Annotated in this window: 20 protein-coding genes; 1 reads left to right on the forward strand and 19 read right to left on the reverse strand. The window is 48.8% G+C overall.

The features are described from left to right. Positions 1 to 71: 71 nt before the first annotated feature. The 15 genes from BUB68_RS07510 to fliB all read right to left on the reverse strand — a co-directional run bounded on the left by BUB68_RS07510 (position 72) and on the right by fliB (position 15,115). Entirely contained in the window at positions 72 to 524 is a 453-nt protein-coding gene (locus BUB68_RS07510) for an RrF2 family transcriptional regulator (RefSeq protein ID WP_073089679.1), read from the reverse strand. A gap of 136 nt (positions 525 to 660) precedes the next feature. Continuing rightward, entirely contained in the window at positions 661 to 2,340 is a 1,680-nt protein-coding gene (locus BUB68_RS07515) for a methyl-accepting chemotaxis protein (protein ID WP_073089681.1), read from the reverse strand. Positions 2,341 to 2,440: 100 nt separating this feature from the next. Beyond that, positions 2,441 to 3,211, reverse strand: a complete 771-nt coding sequence (gene cobK, locus BUB68_RS07520; RefSeq protein WP_073089683.1) for a precorrin-6A reductase — start codon at positions 3,209 to 3,211, stop codon at positions 2,441 to 2,443. After that, a complete protein-coding gene (gene cobJ / locus BUB68_RS07525) occupies positions 3,208 to 3,963 on the reverse strand; it encodes a precorrin-3B C(17)-methyltransferase (protein WP_073089685.1) in 756 nt (251 codons plus the stop codon). The genes cobK and cobJ overlap by 4 nt, the downstream gene beginning before the upstream one ends. Beyond that, the gene (locus BUB68_RS07530; RefSeq protein ID WP_256625820.1) at positions 3,951 to 5,048 is read right to left on the reverse strand and encodes a cobalt-precorrin 5A hydrolase; all 1,098 of its coding nucleotides are present in this window, start codon (positions 5,046 to 5,048) and stop codon (positions 3,951 to 3,953) included. The genes cobJ and BUB68_RS07530 overlap by 13 nt, the downstream gene beginning before the upstream one ends. Before the next feature lie 14 nt (positions 5,049 to 5,062). After that, positions 5,063 to 5,818 (reverse strand): precorrin-4 C(11)-methyltransferase, encoded by a 756-nt coding sequence (gene cobM, locus BUB68_RS07535; protein WP_073089689.1) that lies wholly within the window; start codon positions 5,816 to 5,818, stop codon positions 5,063 to 5,065. An 18-nt stretch (positions 5,819 to 5,836) separates the two neighbouring features. Continuing rightward, positions 5,837 to 6,415 carry a precorrin-6Y C5,15-methyltransferase (decarboxylating) subunit CbiT gene (gene cbiT, locus BUB68_RS07540; protein WP_073089691.1) on the reverse strand — a complete coding sequence of 193 codons (579 nt, stop codon included), beginning with the start codon at positions 6,413 to 6,415 and terminating at the stop codon, positions 5,837 to 5,839. 12 nt (positions 6,416 to 6,427) lie between these two features. Next, entirely contained in the window at positions 6,428 to 6,760 is a 333-nt protein-coding gene (locus BUB68_RS07545; RefSeq protein ID WP_073089693.1) for a hypothetical protein, read from the reverse strand. Between the two features lie 19 nt (positions 6,761 to 6,779). Then, positions 6,780 to 8,303, reverse strand: a complete 1,524-nt coding sequence (locus tag BUB68_RS07550; protein WP_073089695.1) for a hypothetical protein — start codon at positions 8,301 to 8,303, stop codon at positions 6,780 to 6,782. 137 nt (positions 8,304 to 8,440) lie between these two features. Next, complete coding sequence (gene cysK, locus BUB68_RS07555) at positions 8,441 to 9,373, reverse strand: cysteine synthase A (RefSeq protein ID WP_073089697.1); 933 nt, start codon at positions 9,371 to 9,373, stop codon at positions 8,441 to 8,443. 20 nt (positions 9,374 to 9,393) lie between these two features. Then, positions 9,394 to 10,677: an O-acetylhomoserine aminocarboxypropyltransferase/cysteine synthase family protein gene (locus BUB68_RS07560; RefSeq protein ID WP_073089699.1), complete on the reverse strand. Its 1,284-nt coding sequence runs from the start codon at positions 10,675 to 10,677 to the stop codon at positions 9,394 to 9,396. A gap of 193 nt (positions 10,678 to 10,870) precedes the next feature. Next, entirely contained in the window at positions 10,871 to 11,674 is an 804-nt protein-coding gene (locus BUB68_RS07565; RefSeq protein WP_073089701.1) for a transporter substrate-binding domain-containing protein, read from the reverse strand. Positions 11,675 to 11,704: 30 nt separating this feature from the next. After that, positions 11,705 to 13,324 (reverse strand): DUF4127 family protein, encoded by a 1,620-nt coding sequence (locus tag BUB68_RS07570; RefSeq protein WP_256625822.1) that lies wholly within the window; start codon positions 13,322 to 13,324, stop codon positions 11,705 to 11,707. Positions 13,325 to 13,358: 34 nt separating this feature from the next. Beyond that, the gene (locus tag BUB68_RS07575; RefSeq protein WP_073089705.1) at positions 13,359 to 14,138 is read right to left on the reverse strand and encodes a vWA domain-containing protein; all 780 of its coding nucleotides are present in this window, start codon (positions 14,136 to 14,138) and stop codon (positions 13,359 to 13,361) included. A gap of 125 nt (positions 14,139 to 14,263) precedes the next feature. After that, complete coding sequence (fliB, locus tag BUB68_RS07580) at positions 14,264 to 15,115, reverse strand: flagellin lysine-N-methylase (protein ID WP_073089707.1); 852 nt, start codon at positions 15,113 to 15,115, stop codon at positions 14,264 to 14,266. Positions 15,116 to 15,398: 283 nt separating this feature from the next. Between fliB and BUB68_RS15235 the strand changes: the two genes are divergently transcribed. Further along, positions 15,399 to 15,563 (forward strand): hypothetical protein, encoded by a 165-nt coding sequence (locus BUB68_RS15235; protein ID WP_178139488.1) that lies wholly within the window; start codon positions 15,399 to 15,401, stop codon positions 15,561 to 15,563. Positions 15,564 to 15,722: 159 nt separating this feature from the next. On the opposite strand, the gene BUB68_RS07585 is transcribed toward BUB68_RS15235, so the two are convergent. The 4 genes from BUB68_RS07585 to BUB68_RS07600 all read right to left on the reverse strand — a co-directional run bounded on the left by BUB68_RS07585 (position 15,723) and on the right by BUB68_RS07600 (position 17,869). Continuing rightward, complete coding sequence (locus BUB68_RS07585; protein WP_073089709.1) at positions 15,723 to 16,364, reverse strand: recombinase zinc ribbon domain-containing protein; 642 nt, start codon at positions 16,362 to 16,364, stop codon at positions 15,723 to 15,725. Positions 16,365 to 16,462: 98 nt separating this feature from the next. Next, on the reverse strand, positions 16,463 to 16,663 hold the full coding sequence (locus BUB68_RS07590; RefSeq protein WP_073089711.1) for a hypothetical protein: 201 nt from the start codon (positions 16,661 to 16,663) through the stop codon (positions 16,463 to 16,465). A 141-nt stretch (positions 16,664 to 16,804) separates the two neighbouring features. After that, positions 16,805 to 17,005 (reverse strand): hypothetical protein, encoded by a 201-nt coding sequence (locus BUB68_RS07595; protein ID WP_073089713.1) that lies wholly within the window; start codon positions 17,003 to 17,005, stop codon positions 16,805 to 16,807. Between the two features lie 546 nt (positions 17,006 to 17,551). Next, positions 17,552 to 17,869, reverse strand: a complete 318-nt coding sequence (locus BUB68_RS07600) for a hypothetical protein (RefSeq protein ID WP_073089715.1) — start codon at positions 17,867 to 17,869, stop codon at positions 17,552 to 17,554. Between the last annotated feature and the right edge of the window lie 36 nt (positions 17,870 to 17,905).

Here is a 17,905-nt window from a genome sequence, read left to right on the forward strand (position 1 = left end):
CATAAATATACAACGTAATACAAATTTTTTTTGACCGCAACCAACAGCGCTCTCTACTAACTGGCACACCATCAGCTGATGGAACACCCTATATTTTCTTTGCTGCAGGCTTTGTCCAATAAGGTCTGTAATGTAATGCCCTCCAGCACCTGACTGATGCTATCACAAACCTGTCCCCACACACCTCTGGTCACACAGCCACTGGCCTTGGCACATTTCTGGTCAGCAGCCCCAGCCTCCGCCAAAAGACAATCCACGACAGCGATAGGCCCTTCCACGGTGGTGATAATGGCACCAATGGTGATCTCTGCCGGGCATTTTGCCAACATGTACCCCCCTTGAGCCCCTCGGATGCTTTGTACTAAGCCTCCTCTCCGCAAAGGAACCATCAGTTGTTCCAGATAATTCTCTGACAACCCCTGACTTTGGGCTACACTCTTCAAAGACACCGGACCTTCACCATAGTGGCGGGCCAATTCATAAAGCGCTGTCACACTATATCTACCCTTAGTTGAGATTTTCATAAAGCACCTCTCCGTATCTATGCGTACAATGTGTTAAATATAGCAAAAAAAATAACTACTGTCAAAAAGGCCGGCAGATGAATCTGCCAGCCCCAAAATCTTATATTTTCATTTCCCTGTAAGCAATTCCATTCATTTATACTTTGAATTTCTTTACCTCTGCACTCAACGACTTCGCCATTTCTGCCAGCTGATTATTCGCCTCGGAAATATCATGCATGGTAGCAGCCTGTTGCTCCGTTGCCGCCGATACATTCTGTGCTTCATCGGTAGCAATACGGCTGGCATCCATCACATCATCCATGCTATGGGCAATATCATGCGTAACCGAATTCAAGGTTTCAATGGCTGCAATGGCATTTTCTACAGTATTGTTCAGCTTGTCAATCTGCGCCTCGATCATCTGGAAAGCATCCCCGGCAGCAGTTGCACTGGCTGCCCCTTCATTGACACTCTCATTTCCTTCATTGATGGAGGCTACCGCCCTATCGGTATCCTGCTGGATCGCTTTGACCAATTCCGTGATGTTCCGCGCAGCATTGCTGGATTGCTCGGCCAGCTTCCGGACTTCCTCTGCCACCACCGCAAAGCCACGGCCAGCATCACCAGCTCGTGCAGCTTCGATTGCCGCATTCAGTGCCAAAAGGTTCGTCTGATCCGCAATATTGGAAATGGTCTCCACGATCGTGCCGATTTCCGAGGAACGCTTCCCCAGTGTTCCTACCACTTCAGCCGAAGCATTGACCTGATGGGCAATATTCTGGATCTGGTCTACAGCCTGCCCTACGGTCTTGCGGCCATCCACAGCTTTTTCCTGACTATGCTGGGCAGCTTCGGCCATCACCCGCGCATCTGCATGCAACTCATGCATATGCTGGCGCATACGAGCACAATTATCCTGCAATTCTGTAACAATCCGTACCTGCTTATTCGTACCATCCGCCAAATGCACCGCGCTATCTGCGACCTGCTGAATGGAAAGCCGTGTCTGTTCAGCCTGTTCCTTGAGCATCTCCGCCGATTCCGTGACGCTGTCCGTGGATTCCGTGACGCCCATCAGCAAATGACGCAATTTCTCCCGCATCCGATTGGCACTAGAAGCCAACTCGCCGATTTCATCAGCCGTTTCCTTCAGCGAATCCCCTCGCATATCACCTTCAGCAATTTCCTGCATGGAAGCTACTACCTGATGCAGAGGACTCAATGTCCGGCCAATCAGCCACCAGCCAATACCGCCCATCAGTACCTCAATGATCAGCATAGCAATGATGGTGGATACAATGAATTTATTTTGAATATCATCCAGTTCATGAACCGACAGCCCCACAAAGACCATACCAATTATTTCGCCGCTGAAATTTCTCAGCGGACGGTAAGCACTTTCATAATTTTCCCCCAAAACATTAGCACTGCCCGTATAATTCTTTCCCTGCTTCAGCACCACTTCCTGAACTTGTTCCGAAGCCTGCGTACCAATCGAGCGCTTTCCTTCTTTCTGTACTGTGGTGGCCACCCGGGTATTCCCGCGGAAGAAGGTTACATGTCCTCCCATCATAGAGCCCAGAACGTCTACAACTTCTGTAGAATCTTCAATCTTCAGTCTTCCTTTATACAACGCACCATCTTTCAACTGCCAGTCCCCAGGATAACGGTCTTCCATGATTTCCTGGATGGATTTGACATTTGAATCGGCCTTCATCTGCAGAGATTTGGCAAAGCCTTCCGCTGCACTGCGATAGCCCAGGATCCCCATACACAGACAAGCAAAGATAATGAACAGATTTATTCCCAAAACCGCCTTTGTCTGCAGCTTCATAAAGCTAACCTCCTCATTTTTTCAATTTTATTATTATTCTCTGTATTTATTCGCGCATAAAAAAATAATCCCTGCCTGAAACAGGGATTATTTTCTCTATTTATTTTGCATTACTTTGCACAAATTTCAAAATATCTTCATACGCATGTGTCAGACAAGGATATTCCAGCTGTGGCCGGTCAATCAGCACAATGGGCAGCCCCAACTCAGCAGCTGCAGCAAACTTCGTATCAGTACCCCCGATGGTGCCACTGTTCTTGGTGATGATAACTTCTGCACCATATTTCCGGAACAATTCCAGATTGAGTTCCTTCGAGAACGGCCCCTGAAAAGCTACAATATGGCCGGCATCAAAGCCCAGCTGCTCACACAGACCGATAACCTCTGCGGTAGGCAATACCCGAGCGATCAGTTCACATTCCCGCAGAGCCGGACTACGAGTAAATTTGTCCAGATTGCGGCTGCCCGTGGTCAGAAAGATCCTTCTTCCCAGTCCGGCTGCCGCCTCTGCTGCCTCCTCATAGCTATGCACCACCGTAAGCTTGCCATAGTCCAGGTTTGACCAATCACGCTCATAACGGATATAGGGAATATCCAGCGCCTTGCAAGCTCTGATGGCGTTGATGCTGACATTGGCCGCATAGGGATGGCTGGCATCCACCAGCAGGGAAATTTCATGCTCCTGCATATAAGCCTGCAAAGCCGCTTCATCCAGCGGCTTATCGTTGATCAGGCATTCCTGCCCGCAATCATGCGCCAGCAGTTCCCCACCGTAGCGGCTGACCACAGAGGCCGCCACATCATACCCCTTTTCCAGCAGGAGTTTGGCGATTTCCCGGCCATCCTGCGTGCCCGCCACAACAAAAATCATAAACCCGGCTCCTTGTTGCCATAGCCGCGCGGCGTAATCATATAGCCATCTTTGATATAGGTCATGGAGTTGCCGATAATGACCAGCGAGAACATATTGATTTCTTCTTTGGTGAAATCTTCCAGATTGGAAAGGATCTTGCCCTCACCATCGCGGCTGGCCGCCGTCACAATGCCCACAGGTGTATCTGCCTTGCGGTGCTTGAGCATGATCTCCCGTACCCGCTCGATGTTCTCAACACGCTTCTTGCTCTTGGGATTGTAGAGCGCCGTGACGAAATCTCCCTGTGCCGCCATCTCGATACGCTTCTCGATGGTCTCCCAGGGCGTCAGCAGATCCGAGAGACTGATGACTGCAAAGTCATGCATCAAAGGCGCGCCGAGCACCGAGGCAGCCGCATTGACGGCCGATACCCCGGCAATCACGCCGCCGAATTCCGGGCGCTTGTCTTCCGACTGCTGCAGCACGAGTTCCAATACCAGTCCGGCCATGCCGTAGACACCAGCATCGCCGCTGGATACCACCACTGTATCATGACCGTCAGCTGCTTCTGCCACCGCCATCCGGCAGCGGTCAATCTCCTGCATCATCGCCGTGCCGATAACCTTGCGGTCACCTAAGAGTTCTTCTATCAATTTGATATAGGTATTATAACCGGCAATCACCTCAGCAGTTTCAATCGCCTGCCGCGCCCGGGGAGTCATATCCAGGAGACTTCCGGGGCCAATGCCTACAACCGTTATTTTTCCCATAATAATGCCACCGTTACCTTTTCAAATTTCGTTTTCCTGAGCGCCAGTCTGCCCCCCCGCTCACCCGCAGAACAATAGGCTGCCGCTTCGCATACATTGCCGATGCCGATATGTTTCCGGACAAAGGCCGATTCTTCCAGCTGATGCGCCTCTATCATATGAGACATCTTGTCATTCTCATAGAACTTCACCGGGCGCACAAGACTGTCGCCAGCATAGATGATGCCCGCTTCATGCCTCTTCACAATGGTACTGGCCAGCTCATCAATAAAGGAGCGGTCCCGGCCAATCATGCGGCAGGCCATATCCAACGCCGACATCACCAGTGCCGCCGGTGTTCCCTTCCGGCAGCCGACGCCGGCAATCAGCTTGCGCGGCGTCAAACAGAGAATGTTTGCAGGCAGATTGGACAGTTCCGGCAGATTGACCTCACTCATAATGACCACTTCCAGCTGCTCCCTTTCCTCAGGAATCACAGCCAGCAGTTGACTGGTCACACATAAATCAGCCGCTTGCCCATACTGTTCCAATTTGCGCTTGTAGAACACACTATGCGGCAAGGTGCGATCAATGCGCCAGTGTATTTTCTTGCCTGCCAACAAGCCGGCATTCAAAGTCTTGATGCGTACCTTCGGCCAGGGACGCAATCCCAGCCTTGTAGCCAGCACGTCCGGGGCCAGCAGCTCATTGACGTCCGTGGCCGTGGTAATCACCGGTCCGGCACCAATGGCCTGACAAAGCTGCCGCGTCAATTCATTGGCTCCGCCCACATGACCGGACAGAAGGCTGATGCCATGCTTGCCCTGTTCATCAAATACCACCACGGCGGGGTCCGTCAATTTGTCCTTCAGCAAAGGAGCCAAAGTCCGTACCACGATACCCGTGGCCATGACAAAAATCAAGCCTTCGTACGCAGTGAAATTGCTCTCCACCGCCTCGCTGAGTTTATGGAAGGTATGTACCTGCAGTTTTTTCCTGCTAGCTTCATCTGGTGCCAATTTCTCACTGACATAGATATCCACATATTGGTCCAGACACTGCCGAATGGCCTGCGCCAGCTGCAATCCCTGCTCTGTAAGTGCCATACAAGCCAAGCGCATTACTTCACAGCCTTTCGGAACATATGAGAGAACTCCGGCGCATATAGACGGGACAGGTCATAATCTGCCCCGAGGCAATGACTGACCACGATCATGGCCGTGCGGTCGATATCCTTGCCTTCGATGTCCTTGACAATCGTCTGAAGCGTGCCCCGCACAATCTTCTGTTCCGGCCAGGAAGCCCGCTGCACGATAGCGATGGGCGTATCGGCAGGATACCCACCCGCCATCAGTTCTTCGACCACCTTATCCAGCATAGTGATGGACAGATAAATGCACATCGTGGACTGATGCTGGGCCAGACTGCGAAGCTTTTCCGCTTCCGGCACCGGCGTACGGCCTTCATTGCGCGTGATGATCACGGTCTGGCTGATGCCCGGCAGGGTATATTCCTGCTGCAGAGCTGCTGCCGTAGCAAAACAGGAGCTGACGCCTGGTACGATATCAAATTCGATGTCTTTCTTGCGGAAGGCATCCATCTGTTCCTGGATAGCACCATAGACAGACGGATCACCTGTATGCAGGCGCACCGTCATCTTGCCTTCTTTTTCAGCCGCTTCAATCACAGCGACCACTTCATCCAGTGTCATGGAAGCCGAATTATGGATCTGCGCATCCTCGCGGCAAAGATCCAACAACGCCGGATTCACCAGCGAACCCGCATAGATAACGACATCCGCTTCCTTCAAATACTTAGCTCCCTTGACTGTAATCAGCTCCGGGTCTCCCGGGCCTGCACCCACAATGTGTACCATCCTAAAATCCCTCTCCTCTTATTTTTTCCAGCAGGTCACGATATAGATTGGATTATTCGCCTTAGCCATATCGTAGGTTCCTACTTGCTGCAGACGCGTAACCTGTACCTGAATCGCTTCATAGATATAGGTATCGGAATGCGTCCGCATATATTCAATGCACTGCATCAGCGTCTGCACCGTAATACAGTTGAGTACCAGCCGCCCCTTGTCCTTGAGCTTCGGCGTCACCGCCTCCAGGATTTCCGGCAACCGGCTGCCGCTACCACCAATCAAGATGGCATCCGCTTCAGGCAGATTGGCGATCCCATCCGGAGCTTCTGCCTGAATCACCCGCACATTCGGCACGGCAAAATTGGCCACATTCGCACGGATCAGATTGATCCCTGCCGTTTCCCGCTCAATGGCGAAGACCTCCCCCTGCGGCGCCAGTCTTGCCGCCTCAATCGAAATAGAACCGGTGCCTGCGCCGATATCATAAACCACCGCATCCGGAGCGATCTGCGCCTTGACCAGACTCAAAATCCGGATTTCCTGCTTGGTCATCGGCACATCCTGACGGATAAACTCCTCATCGGCAATACCAAGAAAATCCATCGCAATTCCCCCTTATTTTCCAAAGAACAGCTGCAGCACAAGCCATACAGCCACGCCCACACCCAGCATCACGATAATCACAGGCAGGGCCACAAAGAACAGGAACGCCAGCACCGCCACAATCCCGGCTGCCATCAACACCCGTTGGAGCACACTCTTCCGACCGAACAGCAGATCCTTCCAGCCAAAAGTATGGATCTGGAACCCCTGCCCAAAATCCCGGCCACCATAACGCTGCCGGGAACGGGGCTCCTGACTGTCGCCGCCCTCTTCAATGGTTATCCCATCATAGGCATTACGTTCATCCGGGGACATGACACGCACCTTGTTTTCTTCCTGTTCCATGGTTCTCACCTCGTTTGCTTCAATAATAAAGACTCTTGATAAAAGCTTCCTCCGTCAGATAACGGGGATCAAAGAGTTCACAGTCCAACGTCTCACAAATCTTTCGCATATCTGCCTTCACCCGGGCACTATCAATGCCCAGCAATTCATAAATCTCTGTCTGATTCGCCAGCTGCACGCCGTTCAACTGCGCAAACTGCAGGATCAGCGCCGTAATCATGATATCGTCAGTTTTCTCAACAGCAGCCACCGACACATAATCCGTAAAAAACTTCAGCAGCAACTTGATTTCAAACCGACTGAAACCGACATGCTTGGCCACCCGTTTCAACATATCGATATCTGCCGCAAACTGCTCCTGCACCTCCGGATTATCTTCCACCAACGGCATGATGTTACGGCTCTTCAGCACATTCAACTGGGCATAACTGACCAATATCTGCAAAGTATGACGCACAGCACCAGCATGGCGCACAAAGAAATCCTTGAGTTCCGCCTGCGGGTCCTGACATTTGAACAAGTCAAACTGACGCAGGATCACATCCCGCATCCGCTTCTGCAGCTTCGGGCTGGCCTGCAAGGAAGTGATGTAATTGAGCAGCATCACCCCATGAGAATGGATATGCCCATAGAGCAGGCAGGTATTGTAATTGCCAATGGCCAGTTCCGGCACCGGCAATTCAAAATTCTCACCCGTGAAGAAATCCCGGCAGGCGACAAAATCTTCTCCCACCGACTCAATCCGGAACACGGTGAATTTTGAACGCAACAAATCCCGCAAAATATCCTGTTCTGAGGTGGAAAGCATTTCCCGCTCATGCTCATAATAATAACGCAGCGGAATATCGTCGGAACCAATCAGATGATAGTCAAACAGGAAAAAATCCCAAAAGCCGAACCAGAAGTTATGCCGTTCATCTGCCGTCATGCCATCGCCACCATCATAATCCGGCCCGGCATACATGGTCATGGCCCGGTCCATATCCCGACGAAAAGGCTGCTGCTTGTAATAATCATCCACTTTATGCAACAAGGAATCCAGCATCATATTCAAACGCTGCATGGTTTCGGCAGGAACTTCCTCCATATGTTCCAGCGAGCTGTAAAACTCATCCCCATCCCGACGATCTGGCAAAAAGAAATAGCCCCCTTCATACAGTGCCTCCTTGGCCGCCGTCAGGCCTGGACGATAATCCTCCGTTTTCTGCGTACGCTGCAGATAAGCATAGAACGCATCGGTCATGGCAAAGAATTTATTCACATCCGCCTCTGCCAGCATAAAATCTGCCTGCACACTAGCATAACGATAGATGATTTCCTGATAATCATAGACCGTCAATGACGCCAACGAATATAAATTCAACTGATCCACATATTCAATAAGCAAAGAGATAATGCCCCAAATGCGTTTTAGATCCTCATCCTCTGCTCCATGCCAGGCATTGCGCCGCAAATAAGCCTCCACTGTCCCTTGCGGGATAATCTGCTGGGCAGCGCTGTTTTCCTCATAAAATTGTTCGACCAGTGAATATACATTAATCATACGTCTGGAACCTCTGCTGCATTCATAATTAACAGAAACATTATAGCATATTCGTTGCTATTGTTCAAAAGGAAATCCCCCTGTGAACGATAGCAAAAAATCGCTGGCCTGGACAGCCAGCGATTTTCTGTGTGATGTCAATCGTTGAAGAGTTCCGTGGAAAGATAACGGTCACCCGTATCCGGCAGCAACGCCACGATATTCTTGCCCGCAAATTCCGGACGTTTAGCCAGCTGCACGGCGGCAGCCAGCGCAGCGCCGGCAGAAATACCAACCAGCACGCCCTCGCTATGCGCGAACTGGCGGCCAAACTTGAAGGCATCCTCATTGCTGATGGGAAGCACCTCATCATAGACCTTGGTGTCCAAGGTCTCCGGCACAAAGCCTGCGCCAATGCCCTGGATCTTATGCGGGCCAGCCGAGCCCTGACTGAGCACCGGCGAGCTTTCCGGCTCTACGGCCACTATATGGACAGCAGCCTTCTGCTTCTTGAGATAACGCCCCACGCCCGTAAGGGTGCCACCTGTGCCGACACCAGCGATGAACGCATCCACCTGTCCGTCTGCATCCTGCCAGATTTCCGGACCGGTAGTCGCTTCATGGATGGCCGGGTTGGCCTGATTGGTGAACTGGGAGGGAATGAACGCATTCGGCGTTTCCTTGGCCAGTTCCTCGGCCTTGGCAATGGCGCCCTTCATGCCCTTGGCCCCATCGGTCAGCACGATCTGTGCACCATAAGCCTTCAGCAAGTTGCGGCGCTCCACGCTCATGGTTTCCGGCATGGTCAGGATAGCCTTGTAGCCACGGGCAGCAGCGAAGCTGGCCAGGCCAATGCCCGTGTTGCCGCTTGTCGGCTCGATGATGACCGTATCTTTATTGATCTTGCCTTCCTTTTCGGCCTGCTCGATCATGGCCTTGGCAATGCGGTCTTTGACACTGCCCGCCGGATTCAGGTATTCCAGCTTGACCAGGATATTGGCCTGCAATCCATTGTCCTTGATGAAATTATTTGCTTTCAATAACGGCGTATTGCCGATAAGTTCCGTAACACTGTTGTAAATCTTTGCCATTAGTATGCACCTCCTTGCCGTTATTTGGCAGCGGCAAAACCTTTTTCCAGATCTGCGATGATATCATCGATATGTTCCGTACCAATGGACAGGCGGATCGTGCTCTGGGAAATCCCCTGATCGGCCAGTTCCTCATCCGTCAGCTGCGAGTGCGTAGTGGATGCCGGATGGATAACGAGGCTCTTCACGTCAGCTACATTGGCCAGCAAGGAGAAGATTTCGAGGTTATCGATAAACTTCCAGGCCGCTTCTTTGCCCCCCTTGATTTCAAAGGTGAAGATGGAAGCCCCACCATTTGGGAAGTACTTCTCATAAAGCGCATGATCCGGATGATCCGGCAGGGACGGATGATTGACCTTCGCCACCTGCGGATGCTTGCTGAGGAATTCCACGACCTTCTTGGTATTCTCTGCATGACGTTCCAAACGCAGGGAAAGGGTTTCCACGCCCTGCAACAGCAGAAAGGCATTGAACGGAGAAATCGCACCGCCCAAGTCACGCAGCAGGATAGCTCTGACATAGGTCACGAAAGCCGCCGGGCCAGCTACATCAGCAAAGGATACACCATGATAGCTCGGATTCGGCTCCGCAATTCCCGGATACTTGCCGCTGGCCTTCCAGTCAAAGCTGCCACCATCCACAATCACGCCGCCCAGCGTCGTGCCGTGACCGCCGATGAACTTCGTAGCCGAATGAACCACGATATCGGCACCGTGTTCAATCGGACGAATCAGATACGGCGTACCAAAGGTGTTGTCGATGACCAGCGGCAGCCCATGCTTATGAGCGATTTCCGCAATCGCATCGATATCGGGAATATCGCTGTTGGGATTGCCCAAGGTTTCCAAATAGATGGCCCGGGTATTTTCCTTGATAGCCCCTTCCACTTCTGCTAAGTCATGTGCATCCACGAAAGTCGCTTCCACGCCGAATTCCGTCAAGGTATGAGCCAGCAGGTTGTAAGTGCCGCCGTAGATGGTCTTCTGGGCAACGATATGTCCACCGTTGGCAGCCAGTGCCTGAATCGTATAAGTGATGGCTGCCGCACCAGATGCTACCGCCAAGGCTGCCGTGCCGCCTTCCAGAGCAGCGATGCGCTTCTCCAGCACATCCTGCGTGGAATTGGTCAGGCGGCCGTAGATATTGCCGGCATCCGTCAAATTAAAACGATCAGCTGCGTGCTGGCTATTGCGGAATACATAGGAAGTGGTCTGGTAAATAGGTACGGCACGGGCATCCGATGCCGGATCCGGCTGTTCCTGTCCTACATGTAGCTGCAAGGTCTCAAATTTGTACTGGCTCATAATAAAATCCCCCTTCATCAAGCAAAAAGAGGTTCCAAAAGCTCCACCCCGCGAAGGTGTCTTGCTCCCGGAACCTCCAATTTTTTTGGTCAGTTCTTTTCTCTTTTAGGTTATCTGCCATCTGTTCTTTGGCATGTCTATATGTTACAGTATTACACCTAGCATGTCAATAGTATTTTAGAAAAAAATTCCATCAACGCACTTTCAAATACTTCGCTTCAAGCTTTGCCAGCGTCCCATCCATGCGCAATTCGGCCAGCACGAAATTGATATAGTTCAGGAATTCCTGATCCCCCTTGGCCATCAGGATACCGCAGGAATGACGAGTGAAGGGCTCATGGATAAGCGGCGCGGCCAGCCGTGCATCCTTTTCCACATAGCGAGCCGCCTCCACGGTTTCAGTGATCATGATGTCGGCTTTCCCCTCAGCAATCAACCGGGGGATAGCTGCGTTTTCCTGATGCACGATAAGCTGTGCCTGCTTCAGATTCGCATGGGCAAACTTCTCATTGGTACCGCCGGGATTGATCATCACCCGGACGGAAGGCTTATCGATATCCGCAAGGCTTTGAAATTTACCAGCATCTGCCTTCCGACAGAGAATGGTCTTACCAAACACACCTTCCCCATAAGCATCGGACATGGCCATCAGCTTCGCCCGAGCGAAATTGCGCGAAATCCCGCAAAGGGCAATATCAAATTTTCCAGCCAGTGTGTCTGCTGTAAGCGTCGGCCAGGACGTCGGCACATATTCGATCTTCACACCCAAAGAATCTGCGATGATACGGGAAAGTTCTGCATCAATCCCCTCATATTCCCCGGTTTTCGGATTGTGATACGACATCGGGATATAATCCCCCGTTGTGCCAATCCGGATAGTCCCGCGCGCCGCAATATCCTCCAGATGCCCTGCCTCAGCAGATAGCCCCGGCAGGATCAGCATAGCGAAGGCCACGATACATACAATCAGTTTATCTGCTATATTTTTTCTCCCCATTATTCTCCCTCAACTTCATTTCATGCAGAATCATTTTGCTGGCTCAGCCAGGACAATATCACACTCAAACATCCGCAGCCACGGATTTTTGACCTTGAATCCCTGCAGGAAGTCAAAATTCGGCAGATTCTTAGCAGCAAAGGCCTGCATGCGTTCATTGTTCTGCTGTTCCGCAAAGGAAAGCTTATCCTGCAGTTTTATATAATAAGACGGATTACCGAATCGTTTCACCAGTTCATTGCCAACTTCCGTACGGACATTAGCCTGATAAGCCCAGTCATCCAGATAGCGTACGGCTAGCAGTCTGTTCTTGCCAGCCTCCGTCATTTTCGGCGCCAGCATTCCTGTCCCTATGGCAAACCCCGTGGAATTAGTCGCGGTATTCCAGCCGGAATACGCACGCAGCTTGAACAACAAGCCTTTCTGCCGCAACTGCTCCAGCAACGCATTATCCGCACCATTGGAATATTTGATATCCGCTACGCCGACCGGGTAGCCCTTCGCCACATAAGCTTCCACCAACTCAGCAAAGTGTTTCGTACTTTTGTCAGGAGTCAGCTTTGGCTGAAAATCCCCGCCATCCGGAAAGCGATTATGCGTGTTGATCGTCTTGCCACGCTTATCCGTATTCACCAAAAGGACAAAATCCGCCCGGGCAGGATGGGGCACTTTTATCCCCCCCGCAATTGCCAAAGCAGCATCTACGGAGGCCATGATCTTTTCATCCGAGAAAGCTGGTACCGTATCGCCTCCCTTGCCTTCATTGTAGGCTACATAAACGAAAGGAATCTCGTAGTTCATATCATTGACAGCCCGGTTCAGCAGAAGTACATTGAATTCATCAATCCCCGGCATGGACTGGAACTTCGTCCGCGGCAGCTTGTTTTCTGCAGCATAAGCGAGGATTTCCCGATTCTCACGATGCGTCTGGCAAAGCGGCGCATTGTCATCACGTCCGAGAATCAAATAATCAATAATACCATCACGGGCATAGTCCATCAGCTTTTTCGTCGCCGCCAGATTCTTATTACGACGCGCCATCCAGTCTTGCAGATACTCGGCCGGGATTGCATCTTTCCGTTCCATCAGCATCTTTTTCTCCTGCTTGGACAGCCCTTCTGTTTCCTGTTTATCCAACAAACGCGAGTAGTGGAAAAAATCCGCACCATATCGAGCATAATATGCAGGTTCTTCGATATCGCCCTCCTGCCCGCCAGCAGGCGTTCGCATCAACGAGTCGAAAACATAGAGATGCAGCTGCGGATTAGCCTGACGCAGCTGCGCAAAACCGGCAAGACGCTCTGCCAGTTTCTCCTCGGGAATCTCATGCTTGCGCGATGGAATCAGACCGCCATACAACATGGAATCAGAAGCAATCACAGCCGAATCAGCTGCCGGGGCATTCTCCCGCAACCACTGCCAAAGCTCATCAGGATGGCCCATATTCGTAGCATTGCTCAAAAGTTCCTGCGGTGGCAAAACCATCTCATACCCAGCCTGCCGCAGGACATCCACCGTCTGATGATAAGAAATCGGCCTGTCATCATGGGGAATGAACAGTATCTTCCCAGCTGCTTCTCCAACATTCACCGACAACGCCAACCCCCATAAAATCACGCCTAAAAAGATTTGCTTCCATCTCTGCTTCACACAAACATCCTCCTCTCTGTCTCTCATTCGACGCCTATTCCGCCTTCTTCCAATTGTCACCAACGCTTCCCGTTTCGCGCATTTCTGTCACCGCCGCATCCATCCGTAAAAAAGACTGTCTCACACCACTGCTGTTATGGTCATAATCAATCGCGTGATCTGCACCGATACCAATCGATTGCGCTTCTGATACAGAATCAATATTCGCTCCCATGAAAATAAAATTCCAGTTATACTCCTTGGCAGCTGTCTCGATCATGGATTTGATGTCTGCTTTGCTGTACTCCTTACTGTCGTTTTCCTTTCCATCCGTCATAATCAGGAATAACACCCGCCGCCTTGCCGGGCAAACACCATCCTTATCCATCCTGTTCACCGTATCCATCACGGTCCTGCCCACGGCATCCAAAAGTGCCGTCATACCTCTGGCATAGTATTCTTTTGCGGTTAATTCTGGCACAGTCTTTATATCCGCAGCTTCAACTATTTTATCATATTTATCGTCAAAGAGAACTGTCGTGACCTCAGCGGCCCCCTTTTCCTGCCTTTGCTTAGCCAGGAAAGAGTTATAACCGCCAATAGTATCTTCTGCCAAATGCCGCATGGAGCCCGAACGGTCGAGAATGCAGATTATCTGCACCGGCTCAGCTTTGGTCAAACGGCACTGCTCTGTATGCTGATGAGGCAGCACGATTGGTTTTCTCACCCCGGGTACCGGCTGATCCTCCGCCACAGCTGGAGGCAGGACCTTTGCCCAGCACATACTGCTGCTTACAGTAAATAACATCAGCAAAATCAGTAATATCCTATGCATCTCTACCATCTCCTACGCCAATAAACAAAAGATCCACATCATTATAATTTATAGATTCGCCTTCTGGCAGGAAAAACCTGCCATTCCCTTCCTCCCTGTCTATAAAATCCCAGACATATCCAAATCTAATGGCAAACATCCCCAGACAGCAAATCCAGCAGGATCCTGACATTCTCGGTACTATACTCGATCTGCTCAGACCAGCGGCGAATAGACTCGCCAAGCTGACCAGTCAACTGATAAGCCAAATAGATGAAATCCGTATTCAACTGCACATAGGAAAGCACTGTGCCCAAACCATATTGCGGCACATGCTCAAGTGCACGATAAAGGATGTATTGATAGATGCGGTCAAAAACCTGCGGTACCACAGCTTCCGCCGCCATTCCTTCCACACGTAGCTGCGCCAGCTGTGCCGTCCACGCCTCATCAATGGGTTCTGTCTTTTGCATGCAGGCAAGCACAAAATCAGCATCCTCCGAAGCAAGCCCCGTCTGGTAACATAAATCCTCGTCACACACCGGCAAGGACAGGCGCTGCAACAGTTCCTTCAGCGACAGCTTCTCACCGGTTTCCGTCCGCAAGCTTAGCATTCCCACGTCTTCCAATAGCAATTCACAGCTTTTTTCACAGCTAAGCCCCACACCGGCCAATTCATAATCACCCAAAGTCACGAAAAAACGCGGATGATTCGTGCAAATGTCACAAAGTATGGACTCATCAGCCCTGCGGATGAGCTCACAAAGACCATCTTCCTGCAGGAACGGGCAGCGTTCACCCGCTCCCAAACGAAACTGCCAGGTACCATCAGCTACGACGATATTTTGGCGGATAGCCTCGCCTAGCGGCCCTATGAGCTGCTGATATCTTGCCGCCGTTGCGGCATCAATATCAATCTCCCAACCAGCACAACAGGTATGCTGACATCGGTTAGCTTTGCAGCAGAAATTCTGATAAAAATCAGGATATATTGTCATAAAACTCAAATCATAACTCCTCCGATACTATAATAAACCGGCTACGACAATGCACTCGGCAGTTGGCAATAGCCTGTCAACTTCACCCATAGGATCACCTAATAAATTTTATTACTGTTATTATATCATTCTCCATAAGCATTTTTAATAGTATAAACCTATATATCTATCAAAAAATAATATTATACACCCATACACCTTTATGTCATAATGTAAATAAATAAAATATACATCGTTATATATATAAAAATTATGAACATTTTGAACAAGGGAGCGATTTACCATGATGAATATGTTTTTGAACTTTGTTAAGAATTACAACCGCATGATTATGGAGGAAAACTCCGACAACCTCAATATGTATGAAATTCGCACTGGTATCTACTCCAATGTTGATCCGGCCCAGCTTATAGACTGCCGTGTAGCCGATTTTGACCTGATTCGCTGATCTTCCCCATTCCATATAGCAACATAGCAACGAAGCCCACCACAAGCAACTAGCATTTGTGGTGGGCTTCTTCGTGCTGGTCTTTCAGCGTTCTTATTTATCTTTTCGTGTCAGCGGACAGACGCTTTCGACATGAGTCGGTTGTGGGAGGTTGCACTCTTATATCATCGTGGGTCTCCTCAATTTCTTCCACGGGTCTGGGACACCATCCTCTCCCATTTCACCAATGATTACTTTATCGACTATTGTTTTGAATACAGCATCATCAAAGCTGTCAAGCTTGTCTTTATCATCCAATATCTCTTGGAATCTTTCCAGCCTCAACTGTTTTGATTGAGCTTTAGAACTGAAAATCTGATTGTGTTCTCTTTCTTCCTTCAGCTCATTAAGCTGCTTATACAGCTCTGAGTACTTGATTTCATACGCAGAATCATCTACTTTGCCATCAAGCTTTAGATTCAGCAAGTCACTGATTCTTTTTTCCACATTGGATATCTTGCGTGACAATGCCCGCTGATTAACGGTTATTGTTTCATCATTCAGTTCCTTCGCTATACAATCCAGAAGTTCATCTACCATTTCCTTATTGCGACCAAGGCATAAGTTGAAGCTGTCCACAAAAGCCTTTTTAATCGCATCCTCTGGAATTGCTTTGCAATATGGACATGTCGCTCTGCCGTTCTTATAAGCCTTTACACAATACCATCCTACTTTCTTCGGCTTGCCGTAAGCTCCCGGCCACATTTTTCTTGCTAAGGTACCACCACAAAAGCCACACAATCCCAAATTCAAGAAAAGCATCGTTCTTTTCTTTTATGTGGTCGTATAAATTTTTCGCACCAAAAGAGCTATTAAGTGTATCAACCCATTTTGTAGTTGTCAACAATTTACTCTTATTTCTATTTAAGCAGTCTTTTAATCCGTCCCTGAATTTTCTGCCCTTCCAGATTTCTTAATAAAGAAGGACTCTCCATAGGGTGAACCATAATCTGTAAATCACATATCCCATGCCTGCCCGCCTTGGTTTCGATATATATTTTTTCTATACGATAATAGGGCAAGTCTTCGACCTTTAGCTGCCCCAGTGTAACCTGTTCCATTTATCCGCCTGTCATATTGTCAACACTTGTGTTCTATTTTTTTCTTATCCACTATGCTACACAACCTGCAAATACAAAAGTACCTAATGTGAATAAGCATTTCAGCGTGTTGATGATCTCAATAACTTTCGTTTATATTATCTAGTCTCTATAAAATTTGCAAATATCTAAATTATATTTTTCTTTTTCCTTATGGATATATATTTCCCATTCCCCTCTTTTAAACGCAATACCATTTCCGCCTTTATCTTTAATTTGAATCCATCCTTTTTTACTTAAATTTTCAATATAAAACTCTCCCACTTGAGCACTATTTAACTCTGTACTATAATCGATTACCAATGAAATACAATATCTTTTTCTTATTATCTTTTTCTTTCCTATTTCACTTGCAAATTCAGGAACAGGCTATTCATCATATATTTCATATAAAGTTCTAGTATCTTCTTTGGTTTTATCACCATCAACAAAATAATCCACAGTGATATTATACAAAAACAATATCATTCCTAAGACTATAATATTAGAAACCTTATTTCTCATTACATATCATCCCCACATTATTATCAAACGCCCTTCATTGATCTGAACCCACGCGGCCTCAAATCTCCAGCGGCTAAGAGGTATACCATAGGGCTTGACGATGTACCGGTTTGCCCGTTAGGGCTCCCCATGAAACCAAATGGTACAGATTGTAAGCGGTACAGGGCCAAATATATTTGTCCGAAAAACAAAATATGCGGAAAGGCTCTGTATGTGCCTTACCCCCTGTACAAAATCCACTTATGGACGCGTCGTAAATATAAGCCGACGGATTTTCTAATTCACATATTAAATAAACTTTTAAAATCCGTTCCATTATTGTCCGTCGCTGAATCCCATATGTCCTTATATTATCAGCCAAATAAAACTTATTCCTGTGAACTTGTATATAACAACACAAATCATCGCCATAATAGCAACAATAAAAAACATCCTTTTAAAATCTCGCTCCACCTCTTTAGGTGGACATATTTCATTATTGTCTTTTTTACTTATCCATTTTGCTATTTTTTCAGCAAACAAAAAAGGGTATAACTTTAAAGGGAACAATCCTTCTATTGAATACCATCCAAAATAAAACATCCCAAAACATACTGTAACAATATATACTAATACATACCAAAAACCAAAGACTCTCACTTTATCTTTTAAAAACGCATCCATTTCAATCACCGATTTCATTAATAATATGTATGAAAT

Origin of the sequence: Pseudoselenomonas ruminantium (assembly GCF_900142515.1) — a bacterium.
GTDB classification, from domain to species: Bacteria; Bacillota; Negativicutes; order Selenomonadales; family Selenomonadaceae; genus Selenomonas_A; species Selenomonas_A ruminantium_D.